We start from the raw sequence: 19,243 nt of genomic DNA, 5'->3' as shown, positions 1-19,243 counted from the left end.
ACGTTCTCGTCACGAAGGGACTGGCATGACCGACTACGCAGTGATCGATCCGGCAACCGGGGAGACCGTCCAGAGTTACCCCACGATCACCGATGAGGCCCTGACGGCCGCCATCGCCTCAGCGGATGCCGCACACTCCGGGTGGGCGCGCTCCACCAGCCCCGCCGACCGCGCTGCGCTCATCCGCCGCGTGAGCGAGCTGCACACCGAGCGCCGCGAGGAGCTCGCGAAGATCATCGTGCGCGAGATGGGCAAGCCCATTGAGCAGGCACTCGGCGAGGTCGACTTCGCCGCAGACATCTACGGCTACTACGCCGACATCTCCCCCGACGTGCTCGCCGACGAGCCCGTCAAGCTGCTGGCAGGCGAGGGCAGCGCCGTCATCCGTCGCAGCTCACTCGGAGTCCTGCTCGGCATCATGCCGTGGAACTTCCCGTACTACCAGGTCGCCCGCTTCGCGGGCCCCAACCTCATCATCGGCAACACGATCCTGCTGAAGCACGCCGAGCAGTGCCCTGAGTCGGCCGCGGCGATCGCGCAGATCTTCTCCGACGCCGGCTTCCCCGAGGGTGCCTACGTCAACGTCTACGCCTCTCATGAGCAGATCGAGCGCATCATCGGCGACCGCCGCGTGCAGGGCGTCTCGCTCACCGGCTCCGAGCGCGCCGGTGCCGCCGTCGCCGAGATCGCCGGCCGCAACCTCAAGAAGGTCGTGCTCGAACTCGGCGGGTCGGACCCGTTCGTGCTGCTCAGCACCGATGACCTCGACAAGGTGGTCGAGGATGCTGCTGCGGCGCGTCTCGACAACACAGGCCAGTCGTGCAACGCCGCCAAGCGCTTCATCGTGATCGACGACCTCTACGAGGACTTCGTGGCCAAGCTCACGGCGAGCTTCGCAGCCACCCAGCCGAGCGACCCGACCTCGGAGGAGAGCAAGCTCGGTCCGCTCTCGTCCTCGGCCGCTGCCGACCGCCTGCAGGACCAGCTCGACCGCGCCGCAGCCCAGGGCGTGACCGTGCACGCCACGGGCGAGCGCAACGGCAACTACTTCGCGCCGGTCGTGCTCACCGACATCACCCCAGAGGCCGACGCCTACCACGAGGAGTTCTTCGGCCCCGTGGCATCCGTCTACCGCGTGGAGTCCGAGGACGCCGCCGTGACGTTGGCCAACGACACCCCGTTCGGCCTGGGCTCCTACGTCTACACGACGGATGCCGACCAGGCGACGCGGGTCGCCGATCGCATCGAGGCCGGCATGGTCTTCGTCAACCTCGTGCTCGCCGACGGCGTGGAGCTGCCGTTCGGCGGTGTCAAGCGTTCGGGCACCGGCCGTGAGATGGGCCGTCTGGGAGCCGACGAGTTCGTGAACAAGAAGCTCATCCGCGTCGGCTGAGCGGACTCTCTCCCCCGCCGCTCGCTGAGGGCCGAGCGAAGCGACCGCCCGAAGCGCATCACAGAGGCACTTCGACCGCGGACTTCGTCCGGGCCTCAGCGAGCGAGTCTCAGGTCAGCGAGCGGAGATCAGTCCAGGGGGCGCAGGATGCGGTCGAGGAACTTCCGCGTGCGCTCGTGCGTCGGCGCTGTGAACAGCTGCGCCGGCGCACCTCGCTCCACGATCACGCCGCCGTCCATGAACAGCACTTCGTCGGCCACCTGACGCGCGAAGCTCAGCTCGTGGGTGACGACGACCATGGTCCAGCCCTCGTCGGCCAGTCCCTTCATCACTCCCAGCACGTCGCCGACGAGCTCAGGATCGAGCGAGCTGGTCGGCTCGTCGAAGAGCAGCAGGTCGGGCTTCAGCGCCAGCGCCCGCACTATGCCGACGCGCTGCTGCTGACCGCCTGACAGCTCATGCGGGTAGGCGTCGCGCTTCTCGGCGAGGCCGACGCGCTCCAACAGCGCCTCGGCCTGGCCGACGGCATCCGCTCGTCGTACCCCCTGCACCTGCACAGGGCCCTCGATGACGTTCTCGAGCACTGTGCGGTGCGGGAACAGGTTGTGCTGCTGGAACACCATCGCCGAGCGATTGCGCAGCGCGTCGCGCTCGGCCTTCGACACCGGCTGGGCGAAGTCGATGGACGGCCCATGCGCGAAGGCCACGACCCCGGCATCCGGGGTCTCCAGGCCGTTCAACGACCGCAGCACCGTGGTCTTGCCCGATCCACTCGGGCCGATCAGCACGACGACCTCGCCGCGGCGCACCTCGAGGTCTATGGAGCGGAGGACCTCGTTGTCCCCGAAGCTCTTGCGCAGCGCCGAGACCGCGAGCAGCGGATCGTCAGTGGGCGACATAGCGGTCCAATCTCTTCTCGAGCCTGCCCTGGCCGCTCGAGAGCACCAGGCAGATGAGCCAGTACACGAGACCTGCCTCCATGTAGACGAGCAGGAACTCGCTGCTGAACGCCGCGATGTTCTGGGCGACGCGGAACAGCTCGGTGACGAGGATGACCGAGGCGAGCGACGTGTCCTTCACCAGTGAGATGAAGGTGTTCGACAGCGGCGGCACGGCTACACGCGCAGCCTGGGGCAGGATGATCCGGCGCAGAGTCTGCGTGCTCGACATGCCGATCGTGTAGCCGGCCTCCCACTGCCCCTTGGGGACGCTGAGGATGGCGGCACGGATGACCTCGGCCGCGTAGCCGCCCACATTGAGCGAGAACGCGATGACGGCGCTGGGCCAGGGGTCGATGACCCAGCCGATCGTCGGCAGACCGTAGAAGATCACGAACAGCTGCACCAGCAGCGGGGTGCCTCGGATGATCGAGACGTAGGCGCGGGCGATGCCCGAGAGCACGCGGTTCTTCGAGAGCCTCATCAGCGCCACGACGAGCGCCATCACGATCCCGATGCCGAACGAGATCAGCGCCAACGGGATGGTGCCCGTGATGCCGCCCCAGACGATCGGCCAGAACGAGTCGAGGAGCAGCTGCAACCGATCGTCCATCAGCGCAGGCTACAGGGTGGGGCAGCCGGCACGGGCTACTTCGAGACGTCCGCGCCGAAGTACTTCTCGCCGATCGACGCGATGGTGCCGTCGGCCGTGAGGTCTTCGAGTGCGCCGTCGATGGCCGCGACGAGCTTCGTCTTGTCCTTCGCGAACGCGAAGGCGCTCAGCGACGGGTCATCCGTCTCGGCAGCCACGCGGATGCCGCTGTCACCCTGGGTGTTCACGTAGTCGAGGTAGGTCAGCTTGTCGTTGATGGTCGCGTCGACTCGGCCCTGCTCGAGCAGTGCCACGGCCTGCGCCCAGCCCTCGACGGCCTCGACGTCTGCACCGTTCTCCTCGGCGAGGGCGTACCAGTTGCTGGTGAGCGACTGGGCCGACTTCCTGCCCTCGAGATCGGCGAAGTCCGTGATGTCCTTGGTGGTGTCCTTGACCACGAGCACGCCGGGCGAGGTGGTGTACGGCGTGCTGAAGAGGTACTTCTCCTCGCGCTCCGGGTTGATCGACACCTGGTTCGCGATCAGGTCGGTGCGCCCGGAGTCGAGCCCGGCGAAGATGGCGTCCCACTGGGTCTCCTGGAACTCGACCTTGAGGTCGAGCTTCTTCGCGACGGCGTTGATGATGTCGACGTCGTAGCCGGTCAGGTCGCCGGCGCCGTTCTCGTGGAAGCTGAACGGGCGGTACGTGCCCTCCGTTGCCACAGTGAGCGTGCCCGCGGTGACGAGGCCGTAGTCGTCGCCGCCGTCGGAGCCGCTGGACGATCCGCCGTTCGCGCATCCGGTGAGGGCGATGGCGACGGCCGCTGCTGCGGCGAGGACGGCGAGAGGTGAGCGACGCATGTGGGGAGTGTTTCCGATCTGTGGAGCTGGAGGCGCGAGTTCCACGCCCCCGAAGGAAACCTCCAGCCCAGCACAGGCATTCCCTTCAACGCGAATCTCGTGTCTCCGGATTGCGGAAATCAATCATCCGGCGCTATAGCTTTGCGACCGGATGATTCGCTATCGTTGCGGCACACACAGTGAGGTGGTGACGGATGCCGGCGGCATCCGCAGCTCCTCTCGGCTTTCACCGAAAGGTCACGATGTCAGTAGAACCGCAACCGCGCGAGGCGATCACCGATCAGGAGCACCTGAGCGTGCTCGGCTACGAGGACTCCTTCAACCGGTCGATGTCACTCTGGGCGAACTTCGCCCTCGGCTTCACCTATCTGTCGCCGCTCGTGGGCGTCTACTCGCTGTTCGCGCTGGCTCTCAGCGTCGGCGGGCCGCCCTCGATCTGGTGGATCATCATCGTCGGCGCCGGCCAGCTACTCGTGTCGCTCGTGTTCGGCGAGGTCGTGTCGCAGTACCCGATCCACGGCGGCATCTATCCGTGGACGCGTCGGCTCTGGGGCCGCCGCTACGCCTGGATGGCGGCGTGGGTCTACATCTGGGCCATGATCGTGACGATCACCGCTGTGGCCGAGTTCGGATCGGGCTTCGCCGCGAGCCTGTTCGGGATCGAGGCGAACTCCACCTCGACACTGCTCATCACCCTCGCATTCCTCGTCGTGGCGCTCCTCATCAACTTCACCGGCACGAAGTCGCTTGCCCGCGTCGCCCGCATCGGCCTCGCCGCCGAACTCGTGGGCGTGATCGGCGTTGGGCTGTACCTGCTCATCTTCCAGCGCCATCAGGAGTTCGGCGTCTTCTTCGACACCATGGGCGTGGAGGGCGACGGCAGCTACGGACCGGCATTCCTCGGCGCGGCCCTCGCCGGCCTGTTCCTGTTCTACGGGTTCGAAGCATGCGGCGACGTGGCCGAGGAGGTCGAGAACCCGGCCAAGCGCATCCCTGTGGCCATGATCATGACCATCATCGTCGGTGGCGTCTCGGCGCTGTTCGCCTTCGGCGGCTACGTCCTGGCCGCCCCGGACCTGGCCTCGATCGTGTCCGGAGAGGACGCTGATCCCATCCCCGGCATTCTCGAGGCATCACTCGGCGTCGTGGGCGCGAAGATCTTCCTCGTGATCGCCATCACGGCGTTCCTGTCGTGCGTGCTCAGCCTGCAGGCGGCCGCCAGCCGGCTGCTGTTCTCCTTCGCCCGCGACGGCATGATCCCGGGGCACGTCTGGCTCTCGAGGGTCTCGGCCGGAGCCAAGGTGCCCACCAACGCGCTGATCGTGGCCTGCACCATCCCGGCCCTCATCGCGGTCCTGGTCTGGATCAACGCCGACCTGCTGGTACCCGTCACCTCGTTCGCCGTGCTCGGCATCTACGTCGCGTTCCAGATGGTCGTGCTCGCGGCTCTCCGCCAGCGCTTCAAGGGTTGGAAGCCTGCCGGACCGTTCTCGCTCGGCGCCCTCGGCTTCGTGGTGAACATCGTGGCCCTCGCCTACGGCATCTTCGCCATGGTGCTTCTCGCTACGCCGGGCACGTCGGGAGACTTCTTCACCGACTACGTCGTCATCATCGGCCTCGGCGTCGTGCTCGTGACGGGCCTGCTCTACCTCTTCATCGCCCGCCCCGAACGCAAGTCGACGGCCCCGGCCGGCGATGCACTGGAGGTGGCGGAGAGGCTGCGGACGCACACCTCCGCCGTCCGCTGAACCGTCCCGCTCGCTGAACATCGGCGGCGGCCGAAGCGTTTCGGGTTCGCTTCGGTCGTGCTCGAGTCCAGCGAGCGGATCCGGCAGAGGTGATGCCCCCGACCCTGAACTGTCGGGGGCATCATGCTGGAGTCGCGCGGGCGCTCCAGCAACCGGGTGGTCCGACGGGAAGGCGGACTACCCGGAGGTCTTCACTCGAGGTTGTCGACCGGAGTCGAGTCATCCATCGGGTCGCCGTCCTTCGCGGACAGCCCCAGTGTGTCGTCGGGCTCCGTCTGGCGCCAGTCGGCCTCGACGGGCTCCTTGTCACTGGCGTCGGTCTGCACCGTCGCGTCGGGCTGCTCGAGCACGTCGGGGTCGTCGGCTGTCGTGGGGTCGCTCATGGCGTCCTCCTCTCGTGAGACGGATGCCGTCTCTCATCGTCGACGGTACGCAACGGAGGCGAATCGCCTCTAGGGATTGACAGGAGGCCCTCGATGAGTCGGTCGGCGCGGCAGGCGGGAACGGTCAGCGGGCCGGCGCGTCGCCGAGCGCCTCGTCGATCTCGTCGCGGCGCGCGATGACGAGTCGTGTCACCACGTCGTCGGGCAGCGGCTTCGCGGCGCTGAACCGGATCGTGCCCTTCGACAACGAGTAGCCGGCGAGGGCGCCCGCCACAGCCTCGACGGCCTCGGGGCTGAACGGGAAGACAGACAGGTGCTTCGCCGTCGCACGCACGCTGATGAGCGGCCTGCCCCGGTAACGGAGCGCCGCCATGCCGTAGCTCATCCCCTGTTCGGCATCCGGAACGATCTCGATGGCTCGATCCCGGATGCCGCTCAGCACGTCGCGATCCGCCCCATCGAGAGTCGCCAGGTAGTCGTCGAGAGCACCCATCCCGCCATCCTGCCACCTGCCCCGGAACGCAGGAAGGGCCCGCCGATACCGGCGGGCCCTTCCATATGCTGCGAGCTGATGCTTACAGAGCGTTGATGTCCAGCGGGATGCCGGGGCCGAAGGTGGTCGACACGGCGCCCTTCTGGATGTAGCGGCCCTTGGCGCTCGACGGCTTGAGGCGGACGATCTCCTCGAGAGCGGTCTTGATGTTCTCGTCGAGCTGCTCGGCGGTGAAGCCGGCCTTGCCCACGACGAAGTGCACATTGGCGTGCTTGTCGACGCGGAACTCGATCTTTCCGCCCTTGATGTCGGAGACGGCCTTGGCCACGTCGGGCGTGACGGTTCCGGTCTTCGGGTTGGGCATGAGGCCGCGGGGGCCGAGCACCTTTCCGAGACGGCCGACCTGGCCCATGAGCTCAGGGGTCGAGACCGCCGAGTCGAAGGAGGTGTAGCCGTCGGCGACCTTCTGGATGAGCTCGGCGCCGCCGACCTCATCAGCGCCTGCCGCGATGGCAGCCTCAGCGGCGGGGCCGGTCGCGAACACGATGACGCGGGCGGTCTTGCCGGTTCCGTGCGGGAGGATGACGGTGCCGCGCACCATCTGGTCCGCCTTGCGCGGGTCGACACCGAGCTTCAGCGCGACCTCGACGGTCGAGTTGAACTTGGCGGAGCCGGTCTCGCGAGCGAGCGTCACTGCCTCGGTGGGGGTGTAGAACTTGCCGTCTTCGATCTTCTCGGCCGCGGCGCGGTAGGCCTTTGACTTCTGTGCCATGTTGTTTCTCCTTGAGAGAGTGTGGTCGTCTGCGCCTGGCGGGCGCTGCCACGAAATGTCTTGTGGGTGTGGTCTCGATACGCGGCGTGCTTCGCACGGCGCTACTCGACCCGAGCGATTACTCGACCGTGATGCCCATCGAGCGAGCGGTGCCGGCGATGATCTTCGACGCAGCGTCGAGGTCGTTGGCGTTCAGGTCGACCATCTTGGCCTCGGCGATCTCGCGCACCTGGGCCTGCGAGAGCTTCGCGACCTTGACGGTGTGCGGGGTTCCCGAACCCTTGGCAACGCCGGCGGCCTTCTTGATGAGCTCGGCGGCGGGCGGGGTCTTCAGGATGAACGTGAACGAGCGGTCCTCGTAGACGGTGATCTCGACGGGGACGACATTGCCGCGCTGCGACTCGGTCGCCGCGTTGTAGGCCTTGCAGAACTCCATGATGTTCACGCCGTGCTGACCCAGAGCCGGGCCGATGGGCGGGGCCGGGTTGGCTGCGCCGGCCTTGATCTGAAGCTTGATCAGACCAGTGACCTTCTTCTTCGGTGCCATTGTTTTCTCTCTTTCCTTGACGAACGCTCCGCATGCCGGAGCACTCTCCCGCGCGCCCGATCTGGACGGCGGTGATCTGTCTGCGCGAACGCGACCTTCGATATTACCTCAGGACGCGCTGGACGAAATCTGTGTGCACTTCGGACGACGACTGCGTCGTGTCCTCTGCGTTGCACCGATCCGCATCAACGCTGCTACGCAGCATTGACCCGGATCGCTACAACTTGGTGACCTGGTCGAAGCTGAGCTCGACCGGGGTCTCGCGCTCGAACAGGGAGACGAGCACCGTGAGCTTGCCGCTCTCGGGCTTGATCTCGCTGATCGAACCGGGCAGGCCCGCGAAGGAGCCTTCCTTGATCGTGATGGTCTCGCCGATCTCGAAGTCGACCTCGGCCGCGATGACGCGGGACTGGGTCGCACCGCCGCGTGACGAGCCGCCCTTGGCCGCGGGGGCCTCGACGATCTGCACGAGGGTCTTCAGCATGCCGAATGCCTCTTCGAAGCGGAGCGGGGTCGGGTTGTGCGAGTTGCCCACGAAGCCGGTGACACCGGGCGTGTGGCGCACGACCGACCAGCTGTCCTCGTTGAGGTCCATGCGCACGAGCACGTATCCGGGGATGCGCACGCGGGTGACCATCTTGCGCTGGCCGTTCTTGATCTCGACGACGTCCTCCATCGGAACCTCGACCTGGAAGACGTAGTCCTCCATGGCCATCGACTGGCGACGGTTCTCGATGTTCTGCTTCACGCGGCGCTCGAAGCCGGCGTAGGAGTGGATGACGTACCACTTGCCGGGCTGGAAGCGCAGCTCCTGGCGGAACTCCTCATATGGGTCGACCTCGGCGGGCTCGGCGTCGGCGTCGGCCTCGGCGGCGTCCTCCTCGGCGAAGACCTCTGCGGCGTCCTCGGTCGCCTCGAGAGCGGCTTCCGCCTCGTCGACGGAGTCGATCTCGAGGGCGTCGTCGACGACCGCGTCAGCCTCGGGGTCGTTGCTGTCTGCGATGGCGTCGAGCGCGGCATCCAGGTCGATCTCGACGTTGTCGGGGTCTTCGATGTGGATCGCGGAGTGCTCGGCGGCCTCTACGGAGTCCTCGTCGTGCGCGAGGGTGTTGCCCTCCTGCGCCTCGTCGTCCTCGGACGACTGCTCTGCAGCCGTTGCCCAGTCGACGTCGTCGTGCTCAGTCTTAGCCACTTGCTCTCAATCCTTAGTTTGTGCGTACTTCCGTACGATGCCTGCCCGTGCAGCCGCGGACGGCCGCTGTGTCGAACTCGTGTGTTCGTTACTGAGGGGTACCGAACACGTAGGCGACCACGAGGGCGAACACCCAGTCCAGCCCGGAGACGAGCGCCATCATGATGATCACGAAGACCAGCACGACGCCGGTGTAACTGAACAGTTCCTTGCGGGTCGGGGTGACGACCTTCTTCAGTTCCCCGAAGACCTGGCGGATGAAGAGCGCCATACGGGCGAACGGGCCGCGCTTGGAGTCGCGGTCGCGCTTGGCGTTGGCGACGACATCTTCGCTCGGCTCGTCGATAACTTTTCGGGCCACCTCAGTTACACCTTTCGTGGGCCGGTACGTCAGCACCGACTTGCAGGGCGGACAGGACTTGAACCTGCAACCTGCGGTTTTGGAGACCGCTGCTCTACCAATTGAGCCACCGCCCTAAGGCATCCGTCGGATGCCGTAGATCGCGAGCCCTGCTCCATTCCCAGCCACCCCGAAAAAGGGCGCAGAGAATCTTGCTGAATTCACAACATGCACAAGTGTACGCGACGGGGCGGAGAGAGTAAAACCGCGACGGATGCCGTCCCCGTGGATATCATCGCTGAATGACGTTCATCGATCCTGACGGCGCCACTGGGGGCAACATCTGGGGGGATCCCGACGCGGCCATCGCGCGGGTCAACGCTCAGATCGCTGAAGCGGCGGAACGAGCCGAGCGCGCGGAGGACGTGCGCCGTGATGTCGACGCGCTGCGAGCGCGGGCGAGTTCGCCGGGTGGCGAGGTGACGGTCGAGGTCGATGCCACCGGCCGACTCACGAACATCGAGTTCGACTCCGCCGCCCGCACGCTCCGGTCCGATGCGCTGTCGCAGGCCGTTCTCAAGGCCGCGGCATCCGCCCAGCGACAGGCTGGAGACAGGGCCGTCGCCATCGCAGCCGATGCGTTCGGCGAGGAGTCCGAGGTGACGGCGCACCTCAGGGCTGAGGTCGAGGAACGGATGCCGCCGGCCACCGACGACACGACTCTGGGGTACCGATGAGCGACCGCATCTCGATCGACTTCGATCGCATCCAGCAGCACGCCACGAGGGTGGGCACCGTGGCCTCCGACGTGCGCAACGCGAAGGATGCCGCCGGTTCCATGAACCTGGGCGGCGGCGCCTTCGGACTCATGTGCAGCTTCCTCGTCGCTCCGGCCAGCATGATCACCGGGGTCGCCAGCAGCATGATCGGCACGGCGGGCGCCCTCGTCGAACGCAGCGCGCGCGAGATCCGCGGCGTGGGATCGGACTTCACGGCGCTCGAGAACCACATCAGCGACGAGCTCGCGCCCCTGCTCTCCGCCGTCGACCAGGTGCGTTGATGGCTGCGAACTCCCTCGTCGCGGCATCCGTCGACATGTCGACCCCGTTCTCGGGGACGTTCCTGCTCGAAGACGGCGAAGCCCTCGTTCAGGCAATCCAGTCGGGCGACTGGGTCTCCGGCGGCCTCGCCGCGTTCTCCGCCATCGCCGACACCGTCGCCGCCGTCATGGACCCGCTGGGCTCCCTGATCGCCGCGGGTCTCGGCTGGATCATGGAGCACCTCGAGCCGCTCAAGGGCTGGCTGAACGACCTCACGGGTGATGCCGGCGAGGTCGCCGGGTTCGCCGCCACCTGGGCCAACATCGGGGCCTCCCTTGCCGCCTCGGGTGACAACCTCGTGAGCGTCCTGGGCGACCTCGACGCGTCGGAGGGCGACGCGATCGACGCCTACCGTCGCTTCCAGCAGGAGACGGCCGAACACCTCCGCGCCGCGGGCGGCTGGGCCGAGGCGATCGGCGTCGGCATGAACATCGCCGCCACCATCGTCAAGATCGTGCACGACCTCACCCGCGACGCGATCGCCCAGATCGTCGGCTCCGTCATCAGCTACGCCGCCACGCTCGTCATCACCCTCGGCACGGCGACGCCGCTGATCATCTCGCAGGCCACCAGCCGCGTCTCCTCCCTCTCGGCCCGCATCGGCAAGACCGTCACCCGCCTGCTCGAGTCGGCGAAGCAGCTCACCAAGCTGATCGACCAGCTCGCCACGCTCTTCAAGCGCTTCGACGCAGCAGCCGGCCGGATGCTCCCCGGCGGCCGCACGCCGGATGCCCCCGGCGCACGCTCTCCCGAGCTTCCCGGCGGCCGCTCCCCCGATGGGCCGGGTGGGCACCGTCCCGGCGATGGCCATGTCGACATGAGCTCTCGTCCGGATCCGACGCCGTTCCCGGACGATCCACCGACACCGACGCCCATCGATCCCTCTCTCGTCGACTGGAGTGTCGTGAACCAATTCGATCCCCGCACCGGTGACGGCAATGCGACGTTCTGGTCCGGTCGAGTGCGTGACGGCGATGACATCGTGCCCGACGGGTCGCAGGTGGGTGCTGCACGACTCACCGATCAGACCCACGGCGCCACACTCGAGCAACTTCTGGAGCGACAGGGACTCACCGACCGGATGCCGAGTGACTGGGACGCGAAGTCCACCCAGCAGACATGGGCCGAGGTCTCGAGCCAGCTGGCGCGAAACTCGTCCGGAGACGTCCGTGCCTACGTCGGCGACATCCGACCGGCTTCGGTGTGGAACCAATACGAGCTCCCGGAGCTGCTCCACAACCCGAATGTGAGTTCGATCACTCTCATTGACGCCCACACAGGAAAGATCATTCAGGTCTATGAACGCTGACACCTTCGACCCAGGACTCATTGCCGAGGCGATCATCGCCTACACGGGCAAAGGGCGCGAACGCACGCCGAGCGCTCATCCGGAGGCTGTGCTCGCGCTCGTTCCGGGAGCCACGGGAGAACAGCTCCTCACGGAGGTTCGGCGCATCGTCGAACTCTCCGACACCGTCACAGCAGACTGGTCGGAGGCGGTCGGCGACAGCCTGTTCCCCGTTTTCGCTGAACGGATGACCGCGCTCTATCCGGGTCTCACCGAACCCGCTCTGCGAGCTCTCTCCTGGCGCTGGGCATTCGTCGCGTTCTATTGATGGCGGATGGCGTGGACTCGACAGAGCGTGGGGTGCCACCTCGAGGCGTACGACTCGCCCCACCCGCGGCCCGGCAGTCCCGCGGAATCCTCATCCCACCGATTCGATCTCACCAGGAGGGACCGTGACGACCCTCTCCGACGTGAAGCAGATCATCGCATCCGAAGGGCTGACGAAGTACCGACTGTTCGATGACGAGCAGCGCCGACCCGACGAGGTCGGCATCCGGCGGGTCGATGGCGGCTTCCTGGTGTTCACGACCGACGAGCGTGAAGTACCCGGGAACGAACTCGTGTACGACGATGAGAGCGCCGCCTACGACGACTTCCTCAATCGTCTCCGCGCAGGAGCACGTCTCGATGCGCGGCGACGGGCACGCAGGAACGAGTGATGGGTCGGGTGGCGCGCGACGCCGTCGACGACGGCCTGCACCCGGTCGTCGCCGAGCTGATGCTGCTGCTCGAGCCAGGACCGGATGACCGCGCGCTGCACGCTCCGTCCTGGCGATGGTCCTATCTGCGGACCTTCTGACCGACGCCATCCTCTGTCTCAGGCGAGGCCCGTGGCTAGGATTGGACCGTGGCTGAACTGCGTCGAATCTCCTCCAAAATCTCTGCGATCGCCGAATCGGCGACCCTCAAGGTCGATGCCAAGGCGAAGGCCCTGCAGGCCGCCGGGCGTCCGGTGATCAGCTACGCCGCCGGCGAGCCCGACTTCGCGACTCCCGCGCACATCGTCGAGGCGGCCCTCGCGGCTGTGCACGACCCCAAGAACTACCGGTACACGCCGGCGGCCGGCCTGCCCGAGCTGCGCGAGGCGATCGCGGCGAAGACGCTGCGCGACTCGGGACTCGAGGTCTCCCCCAGCCAGGTCATCGTGACCAACGGCGGCAAGCAGGCCGTGTACCAGGCGTTCCAGACACTGCTCGACCCGGGCGACGAGGTTCTCGTTCCCACGCCGTACTGGACCACGTACCCCGAGGCGATCAAGCTCGCGGACGGCGTGCAGGTCGACGTCTTCGCCGGCAGCGAGCAGGGCTACCTCGTCACGGTCGACCAGCTCGAGGCCGCTCGCACCGACCGCACCAAGGCGCTGCTCTTCGTGTCGCCCTCGAACCCCACCGGCGCCGTCTACTCCCCCGAGCAGACGAAGGCCATCGGCGAGTGGGCCGACGCCAACGGCCTCTGGGTGATCACCGACGAGATCTACCAGAACCTGGTCTACGACGGCGTGAAGGCGGTCTCGATCGTCGAGGCCGTTCCCGCCCTCGCCGACCGCACCATCCTGGTGAACGGCGTGGCCAAGACCTACGCCATGACCGGATGGCGTGTGGGATGGATGGTCGGCCCCGCCGACGCCATCAAGGGAGCCGCAAACCTCCAGTCGCACCTGTCGAGCAACGTGTCGAACATCTCCCAGCGCGCTGCAATCGCAGCCCTCACCGGCCCCCAGGACACCGTCGAGGTGATGCGCCAGGCCTTCGACCGCCGTCGCAAGACGATCGTCGCCGAGCTCAACAAGATCCCGGGCATCGTCGCGCCGACCCCTGAAGGCGCGTTCTACGTCTACCCCGACGTCTCCGGCCTGCTCGGCCGAGAGTGGCACGGCGTCACGCCGACGACCTCGCTCGAGCTCGCCGACCTCATCCTCGAGAAGGCCGAAGTGGCCGTGGTTCCCGGCGAGGCCTTCGGTCCGAGCGGCTTCCTGCGACTCAGCTACGCACTCGGCGACGACCCGCTGCTCGAGGGCGTGCAGCGCCTGCAACGGCTTTTCGCGTAGGCGCTCGCTCGCCGGCTCCCCTCAGCGCCCGAGTGCGAGCCGCTCGAAGCCGTCCAGCAAGCGGTCGAGACCCCAGGTGAACTGCTCGGTGCCGATGTAGCGCGCCATGACCTCGGCGCTGGCCGCTGACAGCGGGAAGTGCTCGGCGGGCACGGCGGCGAAGGTCGCGCGGCGTTCCGTGATCCGTTCCTCCTCAGACGGAACCGCTGCGGTCTGGTCGACCTCTGCAGCCTCGAGGGCGATCGCGCCGAGCACGTAGACGATGATCGCGTACGAGGCGCGGGCGGCGTCGTCGGGCGCGAGCCCGGCATCGGCGAGGAGCCCCAGCATCGCCTCCCCGAGGGCGAGCGAGTTCGGTCCGTCGATCGGCGAGCCCATCAGCAGGGCTGCGGACCCCGGATGCGCCAGCAGAGCGCCGCGGATGTCGAGGGCGACTGTGCGGAGGCGATCTCGCCATGCCGTCTCGGCACGCCCGAGCACCGCGGTGTCGCTCTCGCCGATGAGCCTGTCGACGACCGCGCGCAACAGGGCCGCCTTGTCGGGGAAGTACGTGTAGATCGCGTTGGGCGCGACGCCTATGCGCGCAGCGATGCGACGGATCGAGACGGCTTCAGCTCCGCCCTCGTCGAGCAGTTCCAATGCGACGGTCACCACCTGCGCGTCCGTGAACGCCCGCTCCGGACCCGGCCGTCGTTTCTCATCCCCCACGAAGTTCTCCTCTTGACAAGATCACTGTACACCGTGCAGTCTTAGGGCATTGGCATCACTGAACACCGTACAGAAATAGAGTGCAGATCATGAAGAGGACCACCGTCACCGGGCTCATGCTCATCGCCAGCGCCGTCGTGGTGAACGCCGCGTTCATGCTGCTCGGCATCGCCTTCGACTACCCCGACATCCTGCAGCGACCGGCGACCGAGGTGCTGGCCCGTTTCGCAGCCGACCCGTTCGTCATCGGCGTCGGCTTCACGCTGCTCGCTGCCGGAGCGGCCATGATGGCGCCGATCGCCGTCCGCATCGCGCGGCACGTGCCGGCAGGCCGCATCGGAACGGCAGCCGCGATCGTGGGGATCGCCGCCGCCGTGGTGCAGGTCGTCGGACTCCTGCGCTGGCCGCTCATCGTGCCGTTCCTCGCCGCAGCGATGGGCGATGCGACACCAGCACGGCGGGCCGACATCACCGCGCAGTTCTCCACCCTCAACGCCGTGCTCGGCCAGGCGGTCGGCGAGACGCTCGGCTACCTCTTCACCGCCGCATGGACGATGCTCGTGGTCATCGCTCTGCGTCGCGCCGCAGTGATCGGTCGGTTGCTCGCCGTACTCGGGTTCGCCTCGGCCGCCCTCATCCTGACCGGCGACCTCATCCCGTTCGGAGTTCCCGGAGCGGATGCAGCCAATTTCATCGGCTACGTGCTCTGGAGCGTGTGGCTCGTGGCGCTGGGTGCCGTGTTCATCAGGCGCGGCATCCGACGGGTCGCGCCGCCGGTGCCGGCACTCGCCTCGTAGCGCGCACGAATGCAGGATGAGGCGCGACCTGGCCGCGTATCGCTGCCGAGTCGAGCCTCATCCTGCATTCGCCACGCGCTCAGGGGCGCAACGCCTCGCGTGCGGCATCCGCCACGGCGTCGGCGACCGCCGTGAGCAGCTCGGAGCGCAGGTTCCACTGCTGCCAGAAGAGCGGCACGTCGATCGACCTGTGCGGCTGCAATCGAACGAGCTCGCCGGCCGCGAGGGCCTCGGCGCATTGGGCCTCCGGCAGCATCCCCCAGCCCATCCCGAGAAGCACTGCCCGGGCGAAGTCGGCGGATGCCGGCACGTAGTGCAACGGAGGGTCGCTGGGCACGCCGTACTCCCGCAACGCCAACGCCTGCAGGTCGTCACGGCGGTCGAAGTACACGCTGGGAGCGAGCGCGTAGTCCGCGACATCCGGATGCCCCGGACTCCCCCGATGACCCGGCAGCCAGCGATCCCGGAACGCCGGCGAGGCGACGGCCAGATAGCGCATCGCCCCGAGACGGCTCGACGTGCAGCCGGCCACCGGCGCCTCCCGCGACGTGACCGCAGCCATGACGGCTCCGGTCTCGAGGAGCTCGGCCGTGTAGTCCTGGTCTTCGCGGTGCAGGTCGAAGACCACGGGAACGGATGCGGCCACGCGCGCGAGCGGCGGCAGGATCCACGTGGCCAGGCTGTCGGCGTTCACCGCGAGCGGCATGCGCGTCACCTGCTCCTCGTCGAGTCCGACAGCGGCGAGCGCATCGTGCTCGAGCAGGGCGGTCTGGCGGGCGAGGCGCACGACGGCGGCACCGGCATCCGTCGCCCGGACCGGCTTGGAGCGCACGAGCAGCACGCGTCCGAGTCGCTGCTCGAGCGCCTTGACGCGCTGGCTCACGGCCGACGGCGTGAGGCGCAGGTCTCGGGCCGCGGCCTCGAGGGTGCCGGCGTCGACGACGGCGAGCAGGGTGCGGGCCAGATCGAGCGGGATCTCCATGTGAAGCAACGCTAATGCAGGTACAGAATCTTGAGCTGGATTGATGACCAATGGGCCCGTAGCGTCGTCACCATGCTCCCCCTCGTGCCCCTGCTCGCCGGTCTCGGCGTCGGCTTCTCGCTCATCATCGCCATCGGCGCGCAGAACCTCTACGTGCTGCGGCAGGGCATGCGCCGTGAGCACGTGATCGTCGTCATCGCCATCTGTGCCATCTCCGACGCCGTTCTCATCGCGGTCGGCGTCAGCGGAATCGGCGCCGCGCTGCAGCACCTTCCGTGGCTCGTGGTCGTGGTGCGCTGGGCCGGGGCCGCATTCCTCATCACCTACGGACTGCTCGCGGCCCGGCGGGCGTGGAGCGGCGAAGGCGGACTCGTCGACGCCTCCGAGGGCACTCCGGTTGATGCTCCGGCGACGGATGCCGCAGGCCCGGCGAGCGGTGGCATAAGCGCAGGCGTCGCCACAGCAACGCGCGCGCCCCGAGTCGCGGCATCCGTCACCGCAGTCGTCACGACGACCCTCGCCCTCACCTGGCTGAACCCGCACGTGTACCTCGACACCCTGTTCCTGCTCGGATCCGTCGCCAACAGCTACGCCGACGAGCGCTGGTGGTTCGCAGTGGGCGCCATGGCAGCCAGCATCATCTGGTTCTCGGCACTCGGCATCGGAGCGGGCCACCTCGGCCGCGTGCTGCGGTCTCCGCGGGCCTGGCGCATCCTCGACGGAGTGATCGCGGCCGTCATGATCGTGCTCGGCGTGCTGCTCGTACTGCCGCTCTAGGACGCTCGGCAACGAATCGAGCCGAATCCGCACACCTGTCGATTCCGCCGTTCCCCTGTTCGTCGTACTGACGTAGCGTGACGAGAAGTCGCGCGGTGCAGACGACGAGAGCAGGAGAACAGATGCGTTACATGTTGTTCGTGGCCACGGACCCCGAGGCCGAGCCGTACGACGCCGGGAAGGACGACATCCGGGACTGGGTGAAGGAGGTCTACGGCAGCGGCATCGGAGTACTCGGCGATCGCCTGCGCGAGCCGCAGGACGCCCGCGTCGTGCGGGTGCGCGGCGACGAGTTGCTCGTCACCGACGGCCCGTTCACCGAGTCGAAGGAGTGGATCGCCGGCTTCGACATCCTCGAGTGCGCCTCGCTCGACGAGGCGGTCGAGATCGCGTCGCGGCATCCGATGGCCCGGTTCGGACGCATCGAGGTGCGCGAGTTCTGGACCCTCGGCCTCGACTCGGAGGGCTGAGACTCATGCAGTACGTCATGTTCGTCGTGGTGGATCCGGATGGCGAGCCCTATGTGGCCGCCGACGACGACTACGCCCGGTGGGACGCCGACCTCGAGGAGCGCGGGGTGATGCTCGACAAACGGCGCCTGCGCCCGGCCGACGAGGCCACGACAGTGCGCATGCGCGGCGGCGAGTTGATCGTCACCGACGGGCCGTTCACCGAGTCGAAGGAGTGGATCGCCGGATTCGCCGTGCTGGACTGCGCCGATCTCGACGAGGCCATCACGATCGCCAGGACGCACGCGATGGCCCGCTTCGGCCGCATCGAGCTACGTCCACTCGCGCAGGCGAACGGGGAACCGCTGGCGTGACGAGGGATGCTGATGCTGCGATCACGGATGCCGCGACTCCGGATGTCGTCGCCGCAGCCGTCTCCGCTGCCCACGCGGCGGAGTGGTCGCGCATCGTGGCGAGCCTCATCCGAGTGACCCGTGACTGGTCATTGGCCGAGGATGCCGCGCAGGACGCGTTCACCAAGGCGATCGAGCGTTGGCCTGTAGAGGGAGTGCCCCGCAACCCCGGGGCGTGGATCACGACGGTGGCGCGGAACGGCGCGCTCGACCGCATCCGTCGCTCCGCGAACGAGGCGCTGAAGATGAGGGAGGTGGCGATGATGGACGAGCTCGACCGGCCCGACCGCGAGTACGACTCCGGGCACGACATCGACGACGACCGCCTGCGCCTCATCTTCACCTGCTGCCACCCGGCTCTCGCGATCGAGGCCCGGGTGGCGCTCACCCTGCGCACCGTCGCCGGGCTCACGACTCCCGAGATCGCGCGGGCGTTCCTCGTGCCGGAGGCGACCATGGCGCAGCGGCTGGTGCGGGCCAAGCGCAAGATCCAGAACGCCGGAATCCCCTATCGCGTGCCGCCGGCCGAGCTCCTCGACGAGAGGCTCGGGGGCGTGCTGGCCGTGCTGTACCTCGTCTTCAACGCGGGCTACACGCTGACGGATGACGCCGCCCACGACGAGGCACTCTCGCGGGAGGCGATCCGCGTGGGCAGCCTGCTCACCGAACTGCTGCCCCGGTCGGCGTCGGCTCAGGGGCTGCTCGCCCTGATGCTGCTGCAGCACGCACGTCGCGCCGGGCGCACCGATGCCGACGGCGAGCTGGTGTCGCTCGAAGACCAGGACCGCTCGCGCTGGGATGCGCTGGCGATCCGGCGCGGACTGAACGCGCTCGACGCCTCCTACCGACTGGAGCCCGTGCCCGACCGCTACCAGGCCCTGGCGAGCATCGCGGCCTGCCATGCGACGGCGGCGTCGTCCGACGCCACCGACTATGCGCGCATCGCAGCGCTGTACGCCGGGCTGGCCGCAGCGGACCCTTCGCGCGTCGTCGCACTGAACGCCGCCATCGCCCGCGGCATGGCCGATGGCCCCGTGGTCGGACTCGGAGCGGTCGATGAGGTCGCGGCATCCGGAGCCCTCGACGGCTACTACCTGGTGCCGGCCGCCCAGGCCGACTTCCTGCGCAGACTCGGGCGAGCGGATGCCGCCGGCGAGCGTTACGACGCGGCGATCGCGCTCGCGCCTCCCGGCCCCGAGCGGCGGTACCTGGAGCGGCGGCGCGCGGCGCTTCCCGTTCGTTGACGCCCGGACGGAGTCCGCGGCCGAACGCACCGATGGCGAGCCGACGCTTCGGGCGTCGCTCCGCTCGGCGCGACGCTTCGGGCGTCGCTCCGCTCGGCCCTCAGCGAGCGCTGGAGCATC

General features: G+C 67.9%; 25 protein-coding genes and 1 tRNA gene. 14 read left to right on the top strand and 12 right to left on the bottom strand.

What is annotated here, in order from left to right:
* Window positions 1-25 precede the first annotated feature (25 nt).
* On the top strand, window positions 26-1,393 hold the full coding sequence (locus tag AADV74_RS12125) for an NAD-dependent succinate-semialdehyde dehydrogenase (RefSeq protein WP_342114398.1): 1,368 nt from the start codon (window positions 26-28) through the stop codon (window positions 1,391-1,393).
* Window positions 1,394-1,521: 128 nt separating this feature from the next.
* Here the strand turns inward: AADV74_RS12125 and AADV74_RS12120 are convergent, their stop codons facing one another.
* From AADV74_RS12120 to AADV74_RS12110, 3 genes are read right to left on the bottom strand one after another with little or no spacing between them, the layout of a single operon-like run.
* A complete protein-coding gene (locus AADV74_RS12120) occupies window positions 1,522-2,292 on the bottom strand; it encodes an amino acid ABC transporter ATP-binding protein (RefSeq protein ID WP_342114396.1) in 771 nt (256 codons plus the stop codon).
* Window positions 2,279-2,944 carry an amino acid ABC transporter permease gene (locus AADV74_RS12115; protein WP_342114394.1) on the bottom strand — a complete coding sequence of 222 codons (666 nt, stop codon included), beginning with the start codon at window positions 2,942-2,944 and terminating at the stop codon, window positions 2,279-2,281. Before AADV74_RS12115 ends, AADV74_RS12120 begins: the two co-directional genes overlap by 14 nt.
* Before the next feature lie 35 nt (window positions 2,945-2,979).
* Entirely contained in the window at window positions 2,980-3,783 is an 804-nt protein-coding gene (locus tag AADV74_RS12110) for an amino acid ABC transporter substrate-binding protein (RefSeq protein WP_342114392.1), read from the bottom strand.
* Between the two features lie 242 nt (window positions 3,784-4,025).
* On the opposite strand from AADV74_RS12110, the gene AADV74_RS12105 reads away from it, so the two are divergent.
* On the top strand, window positions 4,026-5,531 hold the full coding sequence (locus AADV74_RS12105; protein ID WP_342114390.1) for an APC family permease: 1,506 nt from the start codon (window positions 4,026-4,028) through the stop codon (window positions 5,529-5,531).
* A 191-nt stretch (window positions 5,532-5,722) separates the two neighbouring features.
* On the opposite strand, the gene AADV74_RS12100 is transcribed toward AADV74_RS12105, so the two are convergent.
* The 7 genes from AADV74_RS12100 to AADV74_RS12070 form a co-directional block, all read right to left on the bottom strand.
* Window positions 5,723-5,914: a hypothetical protein gene (locus tag AADV74_RS12100; protein ID WP_342114388.1), complete on the bottom strand. Its 192-nt coding sequence runs from the start codon at window positions 5,912-5,914 to the stop codon at window positions 5,723-5,725.
* A 124-nt stretch (window positions 5,915-6,038) separates the two neighbouring features.
* Window positions 6,039-6,407 (bottom strand): iron chaperone, encoded by a 369-nt coding sequence (locus AADV74_RS12095; protein WP_342114386.1) that lies wholly within the window; start codon window positions 6,405-6,407, stop codon window positions 6,039-6,041.
* Between the two features lie 82 nt (window positions 6,408-6,489).
* Window positions 6,490-7,179: a 50S ribosomal protein L1 gene (gene rplA, locus AADV74_RS12090; RefSeq protein ID WP_055824575.1), complete on the bottom strand. Its 690-nt coding sequence runs from the start codon at window positions 7,177-7,179 to the stop codon at window positions 6,490-6,492.
* 118 nt (window positions 7,180-7,297) lie between these two features.
* The gene (gene rplK / locus AADV74_RS12085; RefSeq protein WP_055909661.1) at window positions 7,298-7,726 is read right to left on the bottom strand and encodes a 50S ribosomal protein L11; all 429 of its coding nucleotides are present in this window, start codon (window positions 7,724-7,726) and stop codon (window positions 7,298-7,300) included.
* Window positions 7,727-7,943: 217 nt separating this feature from the next.
* On the bottom strand, window positions 7,944-8,918 hold the full coding sequence (nusG, locus tag AADV74_RS12080; protein ID WP_342114376.1) for a transcription termination/antitermination protein NusG: 975 nt from the start codon (window positions 8,916-8,918) through the stop codon (window positions 7,944-7,946).
* A gap of 88 nt (window positions 8,919-9,006) precedes the next feature.
* Entirely contained in the window at window positions 9,007-9,279 is a 273-nt protein-coding gene (gene secE, locus AADV74_RS12075) for a preprotein translocase subunit SecE (RefSeq protein ID WP_342114374.1), read from the bottom strand.
* A 43-nt stretch (window positions 9,280-9,322) separates the two neighbouring features.
* Window positions 9,323-9,395: transfer RNA gene (locus AADV74_RS12070), tRNA-Trp, on the bottom strand.
* 165 nt (window positions 9,396-9,560) lie between these two features.
* Between AADV74_RS12070 and AADV74_RS12065 the strand changes: the two genes are divergently transcribed.
* The 7 genes from AADV74_RS12065 (at window position 9,561) to AADV74_RS12035 (ending at window position 13,753) form a co-directional block, all read left to right on the top strand.
* Entirely contained in the window at window positions 9,561-9,995 is a 435-nt protein-coding gene (locus AADV74_RS12065) for a YbaB/EbfC family nucleoid-associated protein (RefSeq protein WP_342114372.1), read from the top strand.
* Complete coding sequence (locus AADV74_RS12060; RefSeq protein ID WP_342114370.1) at window positions 9,992-10,318, top strand: hypothetical protein; 327 nt, start codon at window positions 9,992-9,994, stop codon at window positions 10,316-10,318. The genes AADV74_RS12065 and AADV74_RS12060 overlap by 4 nt, the downstream gene beginning before the upstream one ends.
* Window positions 10,318-11,667, top strand: coding sequence for a hypothetical protein (locus AADV74_RS12055; protein ID WP_342114368.1), 1,350 nt, complete (start codon window positions 10,318-10,320; stop codon window positions 11,665-11,667). Before AADV74_RS12060 ends, AADV74_RS12055 begins: the two co-directional genes overlap by 1 nt.
* Window positions 11,657-11,974 (top strand): hypothetical protein, encoded by a 318-nt coding sequence (locus AADV74_RS12050; RefSeq protein ID WP_342114366.1) that lies wholly within the window; start codon window positions 11,657-11,659, stop codon window positions 11,972-11,974. The genes AADV74_RS12055 and AADV74_RS12050 overlap by 11 nt, the downstream gene beginning before the upstream one ends.
* 124 nt (window positions 11,975-12,098) lie before the next feature.
* Window positions 12,099-12,365, top strand: coding sequence for a hypothetical protein (locus tag AADV74_RS12045; protein ID WP_342114364.1), 267 nt, complete (start codon window positions 12,099-12,101; stop codon window positions 12,363-12,365).
* Window positions 12,365-12,505, top strand: a complete 141-nt coding sequence (locus AADV74_RS12040; RefSeq protein WP_342114362.1) for a hypothetical protein — start codon at window positions 12,365-12,367, stop codon at window positions 12,503-12,505. Before AADV74_RS12045 ends, AADV74_RS12040 begins: the two co-directional genes overlap by 1 nt.
* A 48-nt stretch (window positions 12,506-12,553) precedes the next feature.
* Complete coding sequence (locus AADV74_RS12035) at window positions 12,554-13,753, top strand: pyridoxal phosphate-dependent aminotransferase (RefSeq protein WP_342114360.1); 1,200 nt, start codon at window positions 12,554-12,556, stop codon at window positions 13,751-13,753.
* 21 nt (window positions 13,754-13,774) lie between these two features.
* Here the strand turns inward: AADV74_RS12035 and AADV74_RS12030 are convergent, their stop codons facing one another.
* The gene (locus AADV74_RS12030) at window positions 13,775-14,461 is read right to left on the bottom strand and encodes a TetR/AcrR family transcriptional regulator (RefSeq protein WP_342114358.1); all 687 of its coding nucleotides are present in this window, start codon (window positions 14,459-14,461) and stop codon (window positions 13,775-13,777) included.
* An 89-nt stretch (window positions 14,462-14,550) separates the two neighbouring features.
* Between AADV74_RS12030 and AADV74_RS12025 the strand changes: the two genes are divergently transcribed.
* Window positions 14,551-15,258: a DUF4386 family protein gene (locus AADV74_RS12025; protein ID WP_342114356.1), complete on the top strand. Its 708-nt coding sequence runs from the start codon at window positions 14,551-14,553 to the stop codon at window positions 15,256-15,258.
* 79 nt (window positions 15,259-15,337) lie between these two features.
* On the opposite strand, the gene AADV74_RS12020 is transcribed toward AADV74_RS12025, so the two are convergent.
* Entirely contained in the window at window positions 15,338-16,240 is a 903-nt protein-coding gene (locus AADV74_RS12020; RefSeq protein ID WP_342114353.1) for a LysR family transcriptional regulator ArgP, read from the bottom strand.
* Window positions 16,241-16,312: 72 nt separating this feature from the next.
* On the opposite strand from AADV74_RS12020, the gene AADV74_RS12015 reads away from it, so the two are divergent.
* From AADV74_RS12015 to AADV74_RS12000, 4 genes are all read left to right on the top strand, one after another.
* Window positions 16,313-17,017 carry a LysE/ArgO family amino acid transporter gene (locus AADV74_RS12015; protein ID WP_342114351.1) on the top strand — a complete coding sequence of 235 codons (705 nt, stop codon included), beginning with the start codon at window positions 16,313-16,315 and terminating at the stop codon, window positions 17,015-17,017.
* Window positions 17,018-17,139: 122 nt separating this feature from the next.
* Entirely contained in the window at window positions 17,140-17,487 is a 348-nt protein-coding gene (locus AADV74_RS12010) for a YciI family protein (protein WP_342114349.1), read from the top strand.
* A gap of 5 nt (window positions 17,488-17,492) precedes the next feature.
* On the top strand, window positions 17,493-17,840 hold the full coding sequence (locus tag AADV74_RS12005; RefSeq protein ID WP_342114347.1) for a YciI family protein: 348 nt from the start codon (window positions 17,493-17,495) through the stop codon (window positions 17,838-17,840).
* Entirely contained in the window at window positions 17,837-19,123 is a 1,287-nt protein-coding gene (locus AADV74_RS12000) for an RNA polymerase sigma factor (RefSeq protein ID WP_342114345.1), read from the top strand. The genes AADV74_RS12005 and AADV74_RS12000 overlap by 4 nt, the downstream gene beginning before the upstream one ends.
* The last annotated feature ends 120 nt before the right edge of the window (window positions 19,124-19,243 follow it).

Origin of the sequence: Leifsonia stereocauli, from assembly GCF_038432415.1 — a bacterium.
Classification (GTDB): Bacteria; Actinomycetota; Actinomycetes; order Actinomycetales; family Microbacteriaceae; genus Orlajensenia; species Orlajensenia stereocauli.
Note: the sequence above shows the minus strand (reverse complement) of the source record. Positions and strands in the feature narration are given on the sequence as shown.

Coding starts and splice junctions, on each gene's coding strand:
- AADV74_RS12010 (WP_342114349.1), top strand. CDS start 17,140: ATGCGTTACATGTTGTTCGTGGCCACGGACCCCGAGGCCGAGCCGTAC.
- AADV74_RS12125 (WP_342114398.1), top strand. CDS start 26: ATGACCGACTACGCAGTGATCGATCCGGCAACCGGGGAGACCGTCCAG.
- AADV74_RS12120 (WP_342114396.1), bottom strand. CDS start 2,292: ATGTCGCCCACTGACGATCCGCTGCTCGCGGTCTCGGCGCTGCGCAAG.
- AADV74_RS12040 (WP_342114362.1), top strand. CDS start 12,365: ATGGGTCGGGTGGCGCGCGACGCCGTCGACGACGGCCTGCACCCGGTC.
- AADV74_RS12065 (WP_342114372.1), top strand. CDS start 9,561: ATGACGTTCATCGATCCTGACGGCGCCACTGGGGGCAACATCTGGGGG.
- AADV74_RS12055 (WP_342114368.1), top strand. CDS start 10,318: ATGGCTGCGAACTCCCTCGTCGCGGCATCCGTCGACATGTCGACCCCG.
- AADV74_RS12100 (WP_342114388.1), bottom strand. CDS start 5,914: ATGAGCGACCCCACGACAGCCGACGACCCCGACGTGCTCGAGCAGCCC.
- rplA (WP_055824575.1), bottom strand. CDS start 7,179: ATGGCACAGAAGTCAAAGGCCTACCGCGCCGCGGCCGAGAAGATCGAA.
- AADV74_RS12025 (WP_342114356.1), top strand. CDS start 14,551: ATGAAGAGGACCACCGTCACCGGGCTCATGCTCATCGCCAGCGCCGTC.
- AADV74_RS12095 (WP_342114386.1), bottom strand. CDS start 6,407: ATGGGTGCTCTCGACGACTACCTGGCGACTCTCGATGGGGCGGATCGC.
- AADV74_RS12020 (WP_342114353.1), bottom strand. CDS start 16,240: ATGGAGATCCCGCTCGATCTGGCCCGCACCCTGCTCGCCGTCGTCGAC.
- AADV74_RS12015 (WP_342114351.1), top strand. CDS start 16,313: ATGCTCCCCCTCGTGCCCCTGCTCGCCGGTCTCGGCGTCGGCTTCTCG.
- AADV74_RS12050 (WP_342114366.1), top strand. CDS start 11,657: ATGAACGCTGACACCTTCGACCCAGGACTCATTGCCGAGGCGATCATC.
- AADV74_RS12105 (WP_342114390.1), top strand. CDS start 4,026: ATGTCAGTAGAACCGCAACCGCGCGAGGCGATCACCGATCAGGAGCAC.
- AADV74_RS12110 (WP_342114392.1), bottom strand. CDS start 3,783: ATGCGTCGCTCACCTCTCGCCGTCCTCGCCGCAGCAGCGGCCGTCGCC.
- AADV74_RS12005 (WP_342114347.1), top strand. CDS start 17,493: ATGCAGTACGTCATGTTCGTCGTGGTGGATCCGGATGGCGAGCCCTAT.
- AADV74_RS12060 (WP_342114370.1), top strand. CDS start 9,992: ATGAGCGACCGCATCTCGATCGACTTCGATCGCATCCAGCAGCACGCC.
- AADV74_RS12115 (WP_342114394.1), bottom strand. CDS start 2,944: ATGGACGATCGGTTGCAGCTGCTCCTCGACTCGTTCTGGCCGATCGTC.
- rplK (WP_055909661.1), bottom strand. CDS start 7,726: ATGGCACCGAAGAAGAAGGTCACTGGTCTGATCAAGCTTCAGATCAAG.